Below are 15,034 nucleotides of genomic sequence, written 5' to 3'. Positions count from 1 at the left end.
GTCGGCAATCGGACGCGATGTTGGGTCTATGCTGCGGCGCTATCGCGGCTTGCCGCGTTCCACGTCGACAGGAGATCCGTCATGCGTCACTTCAATCCCACCCGTGCCGTTCTGACCCTCGCGCTCGCCGCCGTGCTCGTCGCTTGCGCCGAGCCAGCGCCGCCGCCGGCTACCGTCGATGCCCCGCCGCCGCCGATGACGACCGCCGACACCGCGCCTGCCGCTGACAGCGCCGACGTGCATCGTTTCAAGATCGGCACGCTCGATGCAGCCGTGCTGCGCGATGGCGACATCCGGTTTCCCAATGACGGCAAGACGCTCGGCATCGGTGCGCCGAAGGCCGAAGTCGACGCGTTGCTGACGAAGGCCGGCGAACCCACCGACACGGTGCATCTGAGCGTGCAGGCGCTGCTGGTGCGCAGCGGCGATCGCGTGCTGCTGTTCGACACCGGCGCCGGCGATGCCGACTTCGCTGATGCCGGCCGCCTGCCTGCATCGTTGCGCGCGGCGGGCGTCGAGCCCGCGCAGATCACCGACATCTTCATCAGCCACGCGCATCCCGACCACGTCGGCGGGCTCGTCGACAACGCCGGCCAGGCCGTGTTCGCGAATGCGACCGTGCACCTCTCGGCGCCGGAATGGCAGGCGCTGCAGGCCGACGCTTCGAACGCCGCGCTGGCGGCGGCGATCTCGCCGCGCGTCGACGCATTCGCACCGGGCGCGGAGGTGGTGCCGGGCGTTACTGCGGTGGTGGTTGAAGGCCACACGGCGGGACATAGCGCCTACGAGATCGTCGACGGCGATGCGCGCCTGCTCTACATCGGCGACGGCGCGCACCACTTCGCGGTGTCGGTGCAGCGCCCGCAGTGGACGATCGCGTTCGACGGCGATGCGCCGGCCGCCGAAGCCAGCCGCGAGGCCCTGCTGACCCGCGCGGCCGACAGCGGCGTCACCGTGGCCTCGCCGCATTTCCCGTATCCGGGTCTGGGTCAGATCGTGCGCCGCGAGGGCAGCTTCGTCTGGGCGCCGTTGCAGTAAACCGTCGCGCCGGTGCGGGCGCATGCCGTCCGCACCGTCTTCAACGCGTCGGCGCGATGACGCCCTGGTGCATGCGGATCAGTTCGGCGCGCGTGACCTTGCCGTCGCCGTCGTGGTCCGCCATCAGCAGGCCGTGCACGAAGGCCTGTTGCGTTTCGGCGAGCGTGACCCGGCCATCGCCGTTGGCATCCCAGAGCTGCATCGTCGCCTGTCGCAGCGCGACGTGGATGTCGGGTGGAAATCCGACGCCGCCCGGGCTGCCTTTTGCGACCTGAGGGTCGAGTTCGCCGATGACCAGCACATCGTCCCGGTTCGTATCGAGTGTCCGGAAGACCCGCGCCGCTTCCGCGCGGGCTTCGGCCTGGTCGATCACACCATCACGATTGGTGTCCTGCCCGGCGAACATGCGGTCCACCTCGCGATTGGCCGAAGCGGCTGTGGACACGAGCAGCAGCGGAACGAGCAGGGCGGCGGTGCAGAGGCTCCGGAACATGACGACTCCTTGTCGGGCAGGACGCGCGTCTGTGCGCATCGGCAGTGTATCGAGGCAACGTGTTTGCGCGGCCGCGCGCCGTCTCAGGCCTCGCGATGGATCTGGAAGCCCGCGAACGACTGGCTCACTGGCATCACTTCGAGCCGGTTGATGTTGAGGTGCGGCGGCAGGTTCGCGACCCACCACAGGGTCTCGGCGATGTCGTCGGCGACGATCGGCTGCGCGCCGGTGTACAGCGTGTCGGACGCGTCCTGGTCGCCGCTGGTGCGGACGAGGGTGAACTCGGTTTCGGCCAGGCCAGGCTCGATCGAGGTCACGCGCACGCCGGTGCCGTGCAGATCGCTGCGCAGGCCCAGCGAGAACTGGGTGACGAAGGCCTTCGTGCCGCCGTAGGCGTTGCCGCCGGGATACGGATAGCTGCCGGCGATCGAGCTGACGTTGAGGATCGCGCCGCGGCGTTCGATCAGCGTCGGCAGCAGCGCGTGCGTCAGCGTGACCAGTGCGGTGACGTTGGTGTCGATCATCTGCCGCCACTGCGCAAGATCCGCGTGCTGCGCCGGCGCGGTGCCGAGTGCGAGACCGGCGTTGTTGACCAGTGCGTCAATGTCGCGGAAGTCCGCTGGCAGCGCATCGAGCGCGGCATGCATCGCGGCTTCATCGCGGATGTCGAACGCGGCGGTGTGCAGGCGCTCGCTGCCGTGCGCATCGACCAGCGCCTGCAACCGCTCGACGCGACGACCCGTCGCGACCACGCGCCAGCCGCCGGCGAGAAAACGTGCGACGGCCGCTGCGCCGAAACCGGAGGTGCCGCCGGTGATGAGAATGGTGCGGGTCATGGCGAGTCTCCTTGAAGCGCGACGCGCCGGCAGGCGGCGCGCGATGGATGCGGAATCAGGACGTGCCGGCGCGTGTAGTCCGCGCCGGGTTGCGGCTTACTCGGACGCCTGGTCCGCGCAGCACTTCTTGTACTTCTTGCCGCTGCCGCAGTTGCAGGGATCGTTGCGGCCGGGCACGTCGGCGCGCTTGGCCGGCGCAGGACGACGGTCGTGCAGACGTTGCAGGTACATGTCGTAGAGCATGTCCGGCAGGTCGTAGGTCAGGTCGAAACGCTCGTCGAGGGTGAGCATTTCCTCGGCCGTCATCTCCGCATCGGCGAGCTGCGTGGGATCGACGATCGCCAGGCGCGTGATCACGCCCAGATCGTTGTCGATCGCCTCGTGGTCTTCCATCCACTTCGCCCAGTCGTCTTCGAACTGCGCGGCGCCGCGCAGGAAGCCGGCGGCCCAGGCTGCGGCGAACGGGAAATCCTCGGGGATGCCGTCGAGCGCATCGGCGCCGTCGGCCTTGTCTTCGTCGCCTTCGGATTCGGGCGGCAGGCCGAGCAGCGGCATCAGCGATTCGCGATCGTTCGCTTCCGAGGGATCGTGGCGGATGCGCTGTTCGACTTCGGCGGCCAGTCGCGTGATCAGCGCCTCGGCTTCGCGGGTCTGACGTTCGTCGCGGCGCGGCACCTCGCCGCTGCCCCAGATCGCCGGGAACACCGTCGGCAGTTCGACATCGACCGGGCCGACCGCGAGCGCGGACAGAAAACCGTCGAGCATTTCCAGATTGCCGAGGCCGGTTTCGGGATCGGTGCAGCGATCGAGCAGCACATCCAGCCGGTCGAGTTCGGCGTCGCTGAGGGCGGTCGTGGGCTGGGTGGTCATGCGGAGTCGGCAACGTGCGGGGGTGGTACAGCTTACCCGGTGACGTCGCCGCGCCGGCTCACCAGATGCCGGGCAGAAGCCGACGCGTCGTGCGTGCGTATTCGGGATAGTCGACCGGGAACGCCGCCGACAGCGCGGCCTCCTCGATGCGGATGCGCCCGCGCAGCGCGAACCATAACGGCGCGGCGACGACCAGCGGCGCCAGCCAGCTGCCGAGGACGCACAGAAACCCCGCGAATGTCATCAGCAGTCCGGTGTACGAGGGATGGCGCAGCTGCCGGTAGGGACCACTGCGGATCAGCTTGTGGTCGGCGGCGATGGCCACATCGACCGTGAAGTGCTCGGCGAGCTCATGGATCGCCCACCAGCGGAACAGCATGCCGGCGAGCATCAGCGTGCAGCCGCCCCACAGCAGAGTGGGCTGCCAAGCCGGCGGAAACCGACCCGGTGGCCAGATCGACACCAGCATCGCCACGGTCACGCAACCGCCGATCACCAGCACCAGCCGCGCCAGCGTGCCGGCATCGCGCCTTCGGTCGGACGCGCGATGACGCAGCCCGATCCACAGTTCGCTCAGGCACCACAACACACTCATTGCCGCGAACACGAGGACGCCGGCCATGGGCAGGTTCCGGAAGAGGGAGAGACGAGCCTTGCAGGCTCAGTGTGATGTCGGAGTGCCGGGCGTGGGTGTGCCCGGCGGCTTGATCGCGGGTGTTTCGTTTTCGACCGCTTCGCTCGGCACGCGCCGCCGACCGGTGGTCGACTTGCCGCGCGTGCGCGCTTTCGTCGCGCGATGTTTCTGCAACATGTCCTCGGCCAGCACCACATCCTCGGACAGGATGCCGGCCGCACGCGCGATCGCGATGCGCGCCGCCGCCCGGTTCTCGTCCGGATTGGCCTGCAGCAGTTCGCGGATCGCCTCGCGCACCGACGCCTGCGCGTTGTGCTTCAGCTTCAGATCGCTGCCCTGCTGGAACAGCGCCAGCAGCACGTCGACGACGGGTTTGATCAGTGCCGCTTCGATGGTCATGGCGCCCTTCCTCCCTTGAGCCTCCATTGTCCGCAGGCGGATCGCGTGGGCTGCGATCCGGGTGCGACGGGGGACACGGAATGGGGAGCTGGAAAGGCACCGGCGCGGAAAGCTGAAGCGCTCCGCTTCGAGCCCCTCTCCCCGGGGAGAGGGGTTGGGGTGAGGGGCGGACGCTCGCCATGAGCGGAACCCGGGCGCGGGAGCTCTACCCTCACCCGACGCGCGCTGCGCGTCGACCTCTCCCGGAGGGAGAGGTGCTCAATTACGCCGTCTGGGCGGAAGACTCGTGCTTACTGCGCCTTGATCGCCAGCGCCGGCAGGCCGCCGTTGCCGAGCTTCTGCTTGGCTTCTGCCAGATCCGTCGCAGTGCCGTAGGGCCCCATGCGGACGCGATACACGGTGCGGCCGGCGGCTTCGCCCGATTCCACGCGTGCGGTCAGGCCGAGCAGGGCGATGCGGGCCTTGAGGGCTTCGGCGTCCCCGGAGGCGCTGAACGAGCCGGCCTGCAGGATGTAGCGGGCATCGCCGGCTGCGGCCGGCGTGGCGCTCGCTGCAGTGGCCGGCGCGGTGGTCGCCTGCTGTGCCGGCGTCGGGCGCTGTTCCGGCAGCGGCTGCGGGCCGGTCGTCGCGCCGCCGGCCATGTCGGCGGCGTCGGGATGCTGGGCCTGCAGCGCCTGCTGCTGCGCCTCGGCCCGCTGCTGGCGCTGGGCTTCGGCGCGCGTGCTTGCAGCGAGTTCGGCGTCCGTCATCGGGACTTCCTGCTCGGGCAGCATCGTGTAGAAATCGTAGTCCGTCGACGCGCCCTGCTGGCTCGCAGCGGCACGCGGGCGCTGCCCCGCTGGCGTCGGCAGTTCGGGTTCTGCATCCGCGTCCGTGGTGCTGACCGCCGGCTGCGCATCGGGATTCGGGCTCGGCCGGAAGAAGCCATCCTGCGAATCGGGTTTGAGCAGGCGCGGCACCGCCAGCACGATGCCCAGCGCGAGCACCACACCGATGATCATCCATGCCCAGCCCGGCAATCCGCCGGAGCTGCCGCCGTTGCGTCGGGCCTGGGTCTTGCCGCGTCGTGCCGCCATTACATCGCCTCCGGGGCCTGCACGCCGAGCAGCGTGAGGCCGTTGCGCAGTACCTGTCGCACTGCAATGGCCAGCGCCAGACGTGCATCGCGCACGTCGGCGTCATCGACCAGGAACTGGTGATCGTTGTAGTACGTCTGGAAGCCCTGTGCCAGCTCCAGCAGGTAGGTCGCGATCAGGTGGGGTTCAAGCTGCGCGCCCGCGGCGGCCACGATTTCCGGCCAGCGCGACAGGTCGATCAGCACGTCGCGCAACGCGACGTCCGCCATGTCCGGCAACTGCGCCAGGCCGTTCTGCAGATCGAACGCGAGACCCGCGTCGCCGAGCTTGCGCAGCAGACCGCAGATGCGCGCATGCGAGAGCTGCACGTAGTAGACCGGGTTGTCGAGCGACTGGCTGCGGGCCAGGTCGATGTCGAACACCAGCTGCGAGTCGGGCTTGCGCGCGACCAGGAACCAGCGCGTCGCATCGCGGCCGGCTTCGTCGATCAGATCGCGCAGCGTCAGATAGCTGCCGGCGCGCTTGCTGAGCTTCACTTCCTCGCCGCCGCGCATCACCGTGACCATCTGGTGCAGCACGTATTCCGGCCAGCCCTGCGGAATGCCGGCATCGAGCGCCTGCAGGCCCGCGCGCACACGCGCCAGCGAGCCGTGGTGATCGGCGCCGAGTTCGGTGATCGCACGCGTGTAGCCGCGCTGCCACTTCGACAGGTGATAGGCCACGTCCGGCACGAAGTACGTGTACGTGCCGTCGGACTTGCGCATCACGCGGTCCTTGTCGTCGCCATAGTCGGTGCTGCGCAGCCACAGCGCGCCGCCTTCTTCGTAGGTGTGGCCGTGGGCGACGAGCTCGCGCACGGTTTCTTCCACCTTGCCGTCGGCGTACAGCGACGACTCGAGGAAGTACACGTCGAAGCCGACGCCGAACGCGGCGAGGTCCTCGTTCTGCTCGCGGCGCAGCCACGCCACGGCGAAGCGGCGGATCGCGTCGAGATCGTCGGCGTCGTTGACGCCCGCGACGGTGTGGCCGTCGACTTCGACCGTCGCGCCATCGAGATACGCGCGCGCGACATCGCCGATGTAGTCGCCGTTGTAGGCGTCGGTCGGCCAGTCGGCATCGCCGGGCTTGCGCCCCTTGGCGCGCGCCTGGGTGGAGCGGGCGAGATTCTCGATCTGCACGCCGGCGTCGTTGTAATAGAACTCGCGCTTGACGTGCCAGCCGTTGGCATCGAGCACGCGTGCGATGCAATCGCCGATCACCGCCGCGCGGCCGTGGCCGACATGCAGCGGGCCGGTCGGGTTCGCCGAGACGTATTCCACGCCCGCCGTCTGCGAGGCCCCCCTGTCGTTGCGGCCGAAGGCATCGCCCTGCGTGTGCACGGCGACCAGCTGGTCGCGCCATGCCTTCGCGGTGAACCGGAAATTGAGGAAGCCCGGGCCGGCGATCTCGACCGCGGCGATCGAGTCGTTCACCGGCAGCGCATCCACCAGCGCCTGTGCGATCGCGCGCGGGTTCGACTTCGCGGGCTTGGCCAGCAGCATCGCCGCATTCGTCGACGCATCGCCGTGGCTGCGATCCTTCGGACGCTCGACGGTGAAGTCGGGCGTGGCGAAGTCGGCAGGCAATGTGCCGGCGGCGCGCAGGGCGGCAATGGCCTGCTCGACGAGCGGCTCGATCAGGGCGCGGAGCTGGGATTTCACGGAATTTCGATCGCGGACAAACGGCCCGCCATTGTACGCGAGCGCTGATGGCGCCCCGGGTTCCGTGATGGACGAACGTGCGAAGCCCTCCCCTGCAACGCGGGGGAGGGTTGGGAGGGGGCAAACGAACCGATCGACGAGAGCCCGACTCACGCGGCGACTCCGCGCCCGAGTCTTGAACTGCGCCCACTGACGGTTCGCCCCCACCCAACCCGTCCGGCCCGGCGCAGCGCGCCCGGCATTCGATCCCTCCGCGCGGCAGTGCCGCGCAAGCGGACGGCTCTCATCCCCCGTTGAAACGGGGGAGGGCTATGGTCCCCACCGCGCGTATGCTTTGCGCCCCTCGACCCGACTGCCCACGTGGACGCGCTGTTTCCCGAACTGATCTGGCTGGTCTGCGTCGCCTTCATGGCCGGGCTGGTCGATGCCGCGGTGGGCGGAGGCGGACTGGTGCAGTTGCCGGGGCTGTTCACCGCGCTGCCGCAGCACACGCCCGCGGCGCTGCTGGGCACCAACAAGTTCAGTTCGTTCTTCGGCACCGCTGCCGCCGGTTGGCGCTACGCGCGCAACGTGCGCTTTCCGTGGGCGCCGGTGCTGTTCGCCGCGGCCACCGCGTTCGTGTTCTCGTTCCTCGGCGCCACGGCGGTGACGCTGCTGCCGCGCGACGCCGTGCGGCCGCTGATCCTCGCGCTGCTGATCGCGATGCTGGCCTACACGCTGGTCAAGAAGGATTTCGGCGCGCTGCACCGGCCGCGCGATGTGGGCCGCCGCGAGCTCGGGCTGGCGTTGTTGATGGGCGCGGCGATCGGCTTCTACGACGGCCTGTTCGGCCCCGGCACCGGCAGCTTCCTGATCTTTCTGTTCATCCGCTTCTTCGGGCTGGACTTCCTGCGCGCCACCGCTGCGTCGAAGATCGTCAACATCGCGACCAATCTGGCCGCGCTGTCGTTCTTCGTGCCCTCGGGCCATGTGCTGCTGGCGTTCGCGGTGCCGATGGCGGTGGCGAACGTGGCCGGCGCGTTCGCCGGCACCCGGCTCGCGCTGCGCGGCGGCACGCCGGTGATCCGCAAGCTGTTCGTCACGCTGGTGGTCGTGCTCATCGCCAAGATGGGCTGGGACACGCTCGCCGGCGCCTGAGGGCCGGCGGAAACAAACCTTAAGGCAACGCTGAGAAAGTCGTCATTCCCGCGAAGGCGGGAATGACGAACAAGGACAGATTTGCGCAGTGGTGCCTCAGCGGCGGTTGCCGCCCACTTCGATGAAGCGCAGGAATTCGGCGCGGGTGCGGGCGTCTTCGCGGAAGCTGCCGAGCATCGTCGAGGTGATCATGCTCACGCCGCGCTTGTGCACGCCGCGGGTGGTCATGCACTCGTGCGCGCCTTCGACGACCACGCCCACGCCCAACGGCGCCAGTGCACGCTGGATGCAGCCGGCGATCTGCGCGGTCATCTTTTCCTGCACCTGGAAACGCTTGGCATAAGCTTCGACCACGCGCGCCAGCTTGCTGATGCCCACGACCTTGCCGGCCGGCAGATAGCCCACGTGCACCCGGCCGATGATCGGTGCCATGTGATGCTCGCAGTGGCTTTCGTATTCGATGTCGCGCAGCACGATCAGCTCGTCATAGCCGGCAACTTCCTCGAACGTCCGCGCGAGATACGCATCGGCATCGGTCGCATAGCCGCTGAACCACTCGGTGTAGGCGTCGGCCACGCGGCGTGGCGTGTCGAGCAGACCTTCGCGCGCCGGGTCTTCGCCGGCCCAGCGCAGCAGGGTGCGGACCGCGGATTCGGCGTCGTCGCGGCTGACGCCGTGGCGGGCGTCGGAATCAGAAGAACGGGTCATGGGCGGGCACCGCGACAAAGAGCGCCATGGTACCGCGTCGTATTCACCGCATCCGCGGCCGAACGCTCAGCCGACTTTGGGGCCGGGCGAATCCAGCGCGACATCGACATCGTCACCAGGCGTGAGCGACCAGGCGTCCTCGACCGCGCCACGGGCCTCGATCCAGCCGAGGCGGGACTTGTCGCGCGCGCTGTTCCATTCGCGCTCCAGCTGCGGCTCGACCTGGTCGAAGCGGCTGCCGACATGGCGCTGGCGGCTGTCGCGGCCGAACCGGTAGGCCGGGGCGTAGTCGTTCCAGTGACGGCCGGCCGAGTAATAGGGCGCCTGCGGGAGACCAGCCTTGAACTGGGCCTCGAGCGCGTCCTGGCCGTCAGCGGCCGCATCGGCTGGCGTGCGTTGGTCTGGCGTAATGGCGCTGTTGTGCAGGTCGTTGGTCATGGCGGGTCCCGCGAGCACGCCAGCGCCGACAAGGCGTGTGGGAGGACGTGCTGCACGATGGACGCTAGCCCCGCACCTGTCTGACAGCGGTGAACAAGCGCGGCAGCGCGAGCCTTGCACCAGCTGCGATTCAGCGCGGCGGCGTTTCCGCTTCGAGACTGGCCAGCACCGCCGCGGTGAATGTCGCCGGATCGAAGCGCTTGCCGGTCGGATCCTCGCCCCGCCGCACCAGCACCACGCCGCGCGACGGCACCACGATCACGTACTGCCCGCGGTTGCCCATCGCGGCGAAGGTGTCGGCCGGCACGCCCGGCGCGCGCTGCATCAACCACAGGGTCGCGCCGTAGCCGAGATCGCCTTCGGGCTGCGGGCCGGACGGCGTCGTCGCGGCGCGAACCCAGCCGTCGGGCAGCAGACGGCGGCCTTCGAAGACGCCGCCCTGCTGCAGCAGCAGGCCGAAGCGGCCGAGGTCGCGCGCGGTCGACCAGACCTGACTCGACAGCACGAAGCCGCCACGCCAGTCGGTCTCGGCCACGGTGCGGGTCATGCCCAGCGGCCAGAACAGGTCGGTGAACGGCCGCGACAGGGCACGGGCCTCGTCGCCAGTCGCCGCGCGCAGGGCATGCACGGCCAGCACGCTGTCGTTGTTGGCGTAGCGGAACTGCGTGCCGGGCGGGTGCGCCAACGGCCAGCCGGTCGCGGATTCGGCCACGGTGACGCCGCCGAAATACAGGGCGTCGGTGCGGTTGCCGGCGGTGTCGCTGTGCAGGCCGCTGCTCATGCGCAACAACTGGTCGACGGTGATCGATGCGCGCGGATCGCCCGGCGCCTGCCATTCGGGCACCGGCGCCGGCTTCGACGGATCGAGTTCGCCGGCCGCCTGCGCCACGCCGACCAGCGCGCCGGCCAGGCTCTTGGCCACCGACCAGGTGCGCTGCGAGGTGTGCGGGCCGAAACCATCGCGATAGCGCTCGGCGACGATGCGGCCGTCCTGCAGCACCAGTACGCCGGTCGTCGCATGGCCTTCGCCGTAATTCGGCGTGTCGAATGCGGCGGCCACGGCTGCTTCGAGCGCGGCCGCATCGCCGCGCGGCGTTGCAGTCGCGTCGCGTTCGCCGAGCGGCCAGGGCCGGTCATCGAGATCCGGCGTCGCGGTATCGAAGCGCGGCAACGCGGAGATCGCATCGACGCCCGCACCGATCGGCAGCTGCGCGCAGCCGAGATTCGGGCGCCACGCGGCGATGCGCGGCGGCAGCGCGTCGTCGAACGCGACCGACACCGTGTGCGCGTCGGCATCGACCACCGCGTCCAGCCCCAGCACGTCGTCCTGGTAATCGGGATAGATGCCGACGAACTCGAGCGCCTGCGCCTGTGCCGCCGTGCGACCGGCATTGAACTGCACGCTGCACAGCGTCAGCGCCTTGTAGCCCGCAGCGATCGCGCGTGCATGGGTCACGCGTTCGCGTTCGGCCGTCGTCTGCGCAGCGGCGGACGTGGTGATGAGCAGCAGCGGCAGCAACAGGGCGAGACGCATCGGCATTCCGGGCAGCGGGACTGAACGCCAGTGTAGGCGTCGCGCTTTGCCGCGCGACCGGCGACGGGCATCATGTCCGGCCGGACACACGCAACACACGGAGCAGGACATGACGGACGCCACTGGCACGCGACGCATCAAGCGGTCGAAGACGACGGCCCTGCTGTTGATGGGCACCGCGCCGTTGCTGTTCAGTGCCTGCCAGCGCACCGCGCCGGTGGAAGTGCAGGACGGCCTCTACACCTCGGTCGACACCTGCGCGCAGGCGGTCGGCGACACCGCCACCTGCCGCATCGCGTTCGAGCAGGCCAAGTTGCAGTCGGCCGACACCGCGCCGCAGTACAGCAGCCGCGCAGCTTGCGAAGCGGAGTTCCCGGCCGAGGAGTGCGTCGAGCAGAAGACCTCGACCGGGCATTCCTTCATCGGTCCGCTGATGGCCGGCTTCTTCCTGTCGTCGATGTTGAACAACAACCGCGGCGGCCTCGCCCAGCAGACGCCGCAAGCCTCGCCCGCGTTCCGCGACAACCGCCAGGGCTGGTTGCGCCCGAACGGCGCACCGGGCGCCGGCCGCGCCGGCATGGCGCCGGTGTCGGCGACGCCGGATCGCGCGGTCACCGCGAATCGCGGCGGCTTCGGCCGTTCGGCCAACGGTCGCAGCACCGGCGGCTGAGGTGCGGCGCGTCGCAATCGTCGAACGCGGCGACTGGCAGGCGCAGGCCGCCGAGTGCGGCTTCCGGTTCCACACCATCGATGGCGCCCGCTACTGGGACGAGCGCGCGTATTACGCGTTCTCGATGGCGCAGATCGAGCACGACCTCGAAGACCCCAGCGTCGAAGTGCACCAGATGGCGATGGGCATGGTCGACGAGATCGTCGAGAGCGATGCGCTGATGCAGCGCCTCGCGATTCCGGAAGTCTTCCGCGACTGGATCGCCGAGAGCTGGCGCAAGCGCGAACCGCATCTCTACGGCCGTCTGGATTTCGCCTACGACGGGAATGGCCCGGCCAAGCTCTACGAACTCAACTACGACACGCCGACCTCGCTGTTCGAAGCCGCGTTCTTCCAGTGGCAGTGGCTGGAGGACCAGCGCGCCAGCGGACGTCTGCCGGGCGACGCCGACCAGTTCAATTCGATCCATGAAGCGCTGGTCGACCGCTTCGCCGAACTCGCGTCCAGCCTGCCACCGCCGCTGTTGTTCGCCGCCGTGCGCGAATCCGAAGAAGACCAGGGCACCATCGCCTACCTGCGCGACTGCGCATCGCAGGCGGGCCTGCACGGCGCGGCGATCGCGCTGGAAGACATCGGCCTGTCCGAAGACGGCCGCTACACCGATCTCGACGACACGGTGATCGGCTCGCTGTTCAAGCTGTATCCGCTCGAAGACCTGTTCAACGACGACTTCGGCCGCGCGCTGCCCAAATCCGGCCTGCGCCTCATCGAACCGCCGTGGAAGGCCGTGCTGAGCAACAAAGGCCTGCTGCCGCTGCTGTGGGAGCGGCATCGCGGGCATCCGAATCTGCTCGCGGCCGAATTCGACACCGGCGGCGACCTGCCCGCCGGCTGGGTACGCAAACCGCTGCATTCGCGCGAAGGCGCGAACATCGAACTGCATCTCGCCGACGGCCAGCGCCTGCACAGCGACGGCCCTTACGCCGGCCCGAGCATCCGCCAGGCCGCGCATCCGCTGCCGGCGTTCGATGGTCATTACCCGATGGTCGGCAGTTGGATCGTCGGCGATCACGCGTGTGGCATCGGCATCCGCGAGGACGACTCGCCGATCACGCGGGACAGCGCGCGCTTCGTGCCGCACGCGATCGTCGAAGCGGATGCACCGGCGACGTTTTACGCCTGAGGATTGAGGCACTAAGCGCGAGTGGAGCTCGCGGGCGTGTCGCTAGAGCCCTCCCCCGCGCGCGGGGGGTGAGAGCGGTCCGCTTGCGCGGCATGCCGCGCGGATCGATCGAACGACCGGCGCGCTGCGCCGGGCCGGGCCGGATGGGTTGGGTGGGGGCGAACGTTCCGCCCACGCACGACTCAATCCATACGTACGTCCCGCGCTTCGATCCACGCATCCATCACGCGACAGACACCATCCGGATTCGACAGCACGTCGTCGTTCCAGAAGCGCAGCACATGAAATCCGCATCGACGTAGATACGCATCGCGCGCTGCATCGGATCGCGAACCGTTGTGCTGCCCGCCGTCCACTTCGATCACCAGCGCGGGTTCCAGGCTCGCGAAGTCGACGATGAACGGTCCGATCGGGTGTTGCCTTCGGAACTTCAGGTTGCAGCGCTGTCGGGCACGCAGGTGATGCCAGAGCGCGTGCTCAGCAGGCGTCATTGCACGTCGCAGGCGTTTGGCGAGCAGGTTGCGTTGGCCAGCGCGCATGGCGAATGTCCGGCAGAAGCTGGATCGACAGGCTGTGCTTCTCGCGAATCGGAGGCCAGCGGCGCAATGACCTAGCGAGCGTCGGGTCTGCCCCCACCCAACCCTCCCCGCTCGCGGGGGAGGGCTCAAGACGCACGTGACATAAGTCGGCGCACGCGGCCCATTGCCCGGGCGTGTCCCGCGCTGCGCTGGATGGTCCCGACGCCGCGCCCTCGGAGCCCTCCCCCGCTAGCGGGGGAGGGTTGGGTGGGGGGCAGCCTCTCAGCGCCAGAGTGGGTTTAACGCGCGTCTGCACGCGATCGAAAACCGGCTGGCCTTCCACCTTCGAATGCCTACCCAGTGCATGTCATCCGTTACGCAGCCCCCCACTCCTGCGATCATGTACGCATGACCACGCCTCTTCCGTTCTCCACGCTCGCGCTGTCGCCTGCCCTGTTGCAGGGCGTCGATGCCCTCGGCTACACGTCGATGACCCCGATCCAGGCCGAATCGCTGCCGCCGATCCTCGAAGGCCGCGATGTCATCGCCCAGGCGCCGACCGGCAGTGGCAAGACCGCGGCATTCGGGCTCGGCCTGCTGCAGAAGATCGATACCGGCCTGATCGAGACCCAGGCGCTGGTGCTGTGCCCGACCCGCGAGCTCGCCGACCAGGTCGGCAAGCAGCTGCGCAAGCTCGCGCTCGGCATTCCGAACCTCAAGCTCTCGCTGCTGTGCGGCGGCATTCCGCTCGGCCCGCAGCTGGCGTCGCTGACGCATCCGCCGCATGTGGTCGTCGGCACGCCGGGCCGCATCCAGGAACTGGCGAAGAAGAAGGCGCTGCACCTGCGCCACGTGCGCACGCTGGTGCTCGACGAAGCCGACCGCATGCTCGACATGGGCTTCGAGGAATCGATCCGCGACATCGTCAAGCGCGTGCCGCCGACGCGGCAGGGCCTGCTGTTCTCCGCCACATTCCCGGACGAGATCCGCGATCTCGGCACCGCGATGCTGCGCGAGCCGGTACAGATCGGCGTCGAAGGTGACGCGCCGGCGCCGAAGATCGAGCAGATTTTCCACGAGGTCGAACCGTCGCGCCGCGCGCCGCAGCTGGCCGCGCTGCTGCTGCGGCATCGCCCGGAATCGGCGGTGGTGTTCTGCAACACCCGCGCCGACGTCAACGAAGTCGCCGGCTCGCTTGCGCACTACGGCTTCGATGCGCTCGCGCTGCACGGCGACATGGAACAGCGCGATCGCGACGAAGTGCTGGTGCGCTTCGCCAACCGCAGCTGCAACGTACTCGTTGCTAGCGACGTCGCCGCGCGCGGGCTCGACGTCGAGGACATCGGCGCAGTCGTGAACTACGAACTGCCGCACGACGCCGACACCTACGTGCACCGCATCGGCCGCACCGGTCGTGCGGGCCGCTCGGGCCTGGCGCTGAGCCTTGTGACGCCGCGCGAGATGCCACGCACCGCGCTCGTCGAAGGACAGTTCGGCGCACCGCTGCGCTGGGACAAACTGTTGCCGCTCAGTGGCAAGGGCAGCGATGTGCCGGCCGCGCCGATGGTAACGCTGCGCATCGATGCCGGCCGTACCGACAAGCTGCGCCCCGGCGACATTGTCGGTGCGCTGACCGGCGACGCCGGCCTGCACAAGGACGCCATCGGCAAGATCGACGTCTTCGCCACGCGCAGCTACGTCGCCATCACGCGCGGCAAGGTGCAGCAGGCGGTCAACCATCTGCGCGACGGCAAGATCAAGGGCCGCCGCTTCCGCGTGCAGCCGCTGAAGACGACGTAA

The 15,034-nt window shown here is 69.1% G+C and carries 16 protein-coding genes; 5 read left to right on the top strand and 11 right to left on the bottom strand.

The features are described 5' to 3' along the window. The first annotated feature begins 81 nt into the window (after positions 1–81). Complete coding sequence (locus ACZ9YD_RS12050) at positions 82–1,038, top strand: MBL fold metallo-hydrolase (RefSeq protein ID WP_465075450.1); 957 nt, start codon at positions 82–84, stop codon at positions 1,036–1,038. A 40-nt stretch (positions 1,039–1,078) separates the two neighbouring features. Here ACZ9YD_RS12050 and ACZ9YD_RS12045 read toward each other — a convergent pair whose 3' ends face one another. From ACZ9YD_RS12045 to argS, 7 genes are all read right to left on the bottom strand, one after another. Continuing rightward, complete coding sequence (locus ACZ9YD_RS12045; RefSeq protein WP_465075449.1) at positions 1,079–1,531, bottom strand: EF-hand domain-containing protein; 453 nt, start codon at positions 1,529–1,531, stop codon at positions 1,079–1,081. 83 nt (positions 1,532–1,614) lie between these two features. Continuing rightward, positions 1,615–2,367: an SDR family NAD(P)-dependent oxidoreductase gene (locus tag ACZ9YD_RS12040; protein ID WP_465075448.1), complete on the bottom strand. Its 753-nt coding sequence runs from the start codon at positions 2,365–2,367 to the stop codon at positions 1,615–1,617. 96 nt (positions 2,368–2,463) lie between these two features. After that, positions 2,464–3,237 carry a UPF0149 family protein gene (locus tag ACZ9YD_RS12035; RefSeq protein ID WP_465075447.1) on the bottom strand — a complete coding sequence of 258 codons (774 nt, stop codon included), beginning with the start codon at positions 3,235–3,237 and terminating at the stop codon, positions 2,464–2,466. A 58-nt stretch (positions 3,238–3,295) separates the two neighbouring features. Continuing rightward, positions 3,296–3,859 (bottom strand): methyltransferase family protein, encoded by a 564-nt coding sequence (locus ACZ9YD_RS12030; protein WP_465075446.1) that lies wholly within the window; start codon positions 3,857–3,859, stop codon positions 3,296–3,298. A 39-nt stretch (positions 3,860–3,898) separates the two neighbouring features. Continuing rightward, positions 3,899–4,270 carry a hypothetical protein gene (locus ACZ9YD_RS12025; protein ID WP_465075445.1) on the bottom strand — a complete coding sequence of 124 codons (372 nt, stop codon included), beginning with the start codon at positions 4,268–4,270 and terminating at the stop codon, positions 3,899–3,901. Between the two features lie 290 nt (positions 4,271–4,560). Continuing rightward, the gene (locus ACZ9YD_RS12020) at positions 4,561–5,346 is read right to left on the bottom strand and encodes an SPOR domain-containing protein (RefSeq protein WP_465075444.1); all 786 of its coding nucleotides are present in this window, start codon (positions 5,344–5,346) and stop codon (positions 4,561–4,563) included. Then, positions 5,346–7,046 carry an arginine--tRNA ligase gene (argS, locus tag ACZ9YD_RS12015; RefSeq protein ID WP_465075443.1) on the bottom strand — a complete coding sequence of 567 codons (1,701 nt, stop codon included), beginning with the start codon at positions 7,044–7,046 and terminating at the stop codon, positions 5,346–5,348. Before argS ends, ACZ9YD_RS12020 begins: the two co-directional genes overlap by 1 nt. A gap of 360 nt (positions 7,047–7,406) precedes the next feature. Here argS and ACZ9YD_RS12010 point away from each other — a divergent pair, with 360 nt between their 5' ends. Next, positions 7,407–8,183 carry a sulfite exporter TauE/SafE family protein gene (locus ACZ9YD_RS12010; RefSeq protein WP_465075442.1) on the top strand — a complete coding sequence of 259 codons (777 nt, stop codon included), beginning with the start codon at positions 7,407–7,409 and terminating at the stop codon, positions 8,181–8,183. 96 nt (positions 8,184–8,279) lie between these two features. On the opposite strand, the gene folE is transcribed toward ACZ9YD_RS12010, so the two are convergent. From folE to ACZ9YD_RS11995, 3 genes are all read right to left on the bottom strand, one after another. Further along, positions 8,280–8,891 carry a GTP cyclohydrolase I FolE gene (gene folE / locus ACZ9YD_RS12005; RefSeq protein ID WP_465075441.1) on the bottom strand — a complete coding sequence of 204 codons (612 nt, stop codon included), beginning with the start codon at positions 8,889–8,891 and terminating at the stop codon, positions 8,280–8,282. 66 nt (positions 8,892–8,957) lie between these two features. Continuing rightward, the gene (locus tag ACZ9YD_RS12000; RefSeq protein ID WP_465075440.1) at positions 8,958–9,329 is read right to left on the bottom strand and encodes a hypothetical protein; all 372 of its coding nucleotides are present in this window, start codon (positions 9,327–9,329) and stop codon (positions 8,958–8,960) included. A gap of 130 nt (positions 9,330–9,459) precedes the next feature. Beyond that, positions 9,460–10,863, bottom strand: a complete 1,404-nt coding sequence (locus tag ACZ9YD_RS11995; RefSeq protein ID WP_465075439.1) for a serine hydrolase domain-containing protein — start codon at positions 10,861–10,863, stop codon at positions 9,460–9,462. Positions 10,864–10,999: 136 nt separating this feature from the next. On the opposite strand from ACZ9YD_RS11995, the gene ACZ9YD_RS11990 reads away from it, so the two are divergent. Continuing rightward, positions 11,000–11,533 (top strand): DUF1190 domain-containing protein, encoded by a 534-nt coding sequence (locus ACZ9YD_RS11990; RefSeq protein ID WP_465075542.1) that lies wholly within the window; start codon positions 11,000–11,002, stop codon positions 11,531–11,533. A 1-nt stretch (position 11,534) separates the two neighbouring features. Continuing rightward, positions 11,535–12,716: a glutathionylspermidine synthase family protein gene (locus ACZ9YD_RS11985; RefSeq protein WP_465075438.1), complete on the top strand. Its 1,182-nt coding sequence runs from the start codon at positions 11,535–11,537 to the stop codon at positions 12,714–12,716. Between the two features lie 182 nt (positions 12,717–12,898). On the opposite strand, the gene ACZ9YD_RS11980 is transcribed toward ACZ9YD_RS11985, so the two are convergent. Next, entirely contained in the window at positions 12,899–13,255 is a 357-nt protein-coding gene (locus ACZ9YD_RS11980; protein ID WP_465075437.1) for an endonuclease domain-containing protein, read from the bottom strand. Positions 13,256–13,642: 387 nt separating this feature from the next. Between ACZ9YD_RS11980 and dbpA the strand changes: the two genes are divergently transcribed. Further along, positions 13,643–15,034, top strand: coding sequence for an ATP-dependent RNA helicase DbpA (gene dbpA, locus ACZ9YD_RS11975; protein WP_465075436.1), 1,392 nt, complete (start codon positions 13,643–13,645; stop codon positions 15,032–15,034).

Source organism: Luteimonas sp. AC640a, from assembly GCF_979256585.1.
Note: the sequence above shows the minus strand (reverse complement) of the source record. Positions and strands in the feature narration are given on the sequence as shown.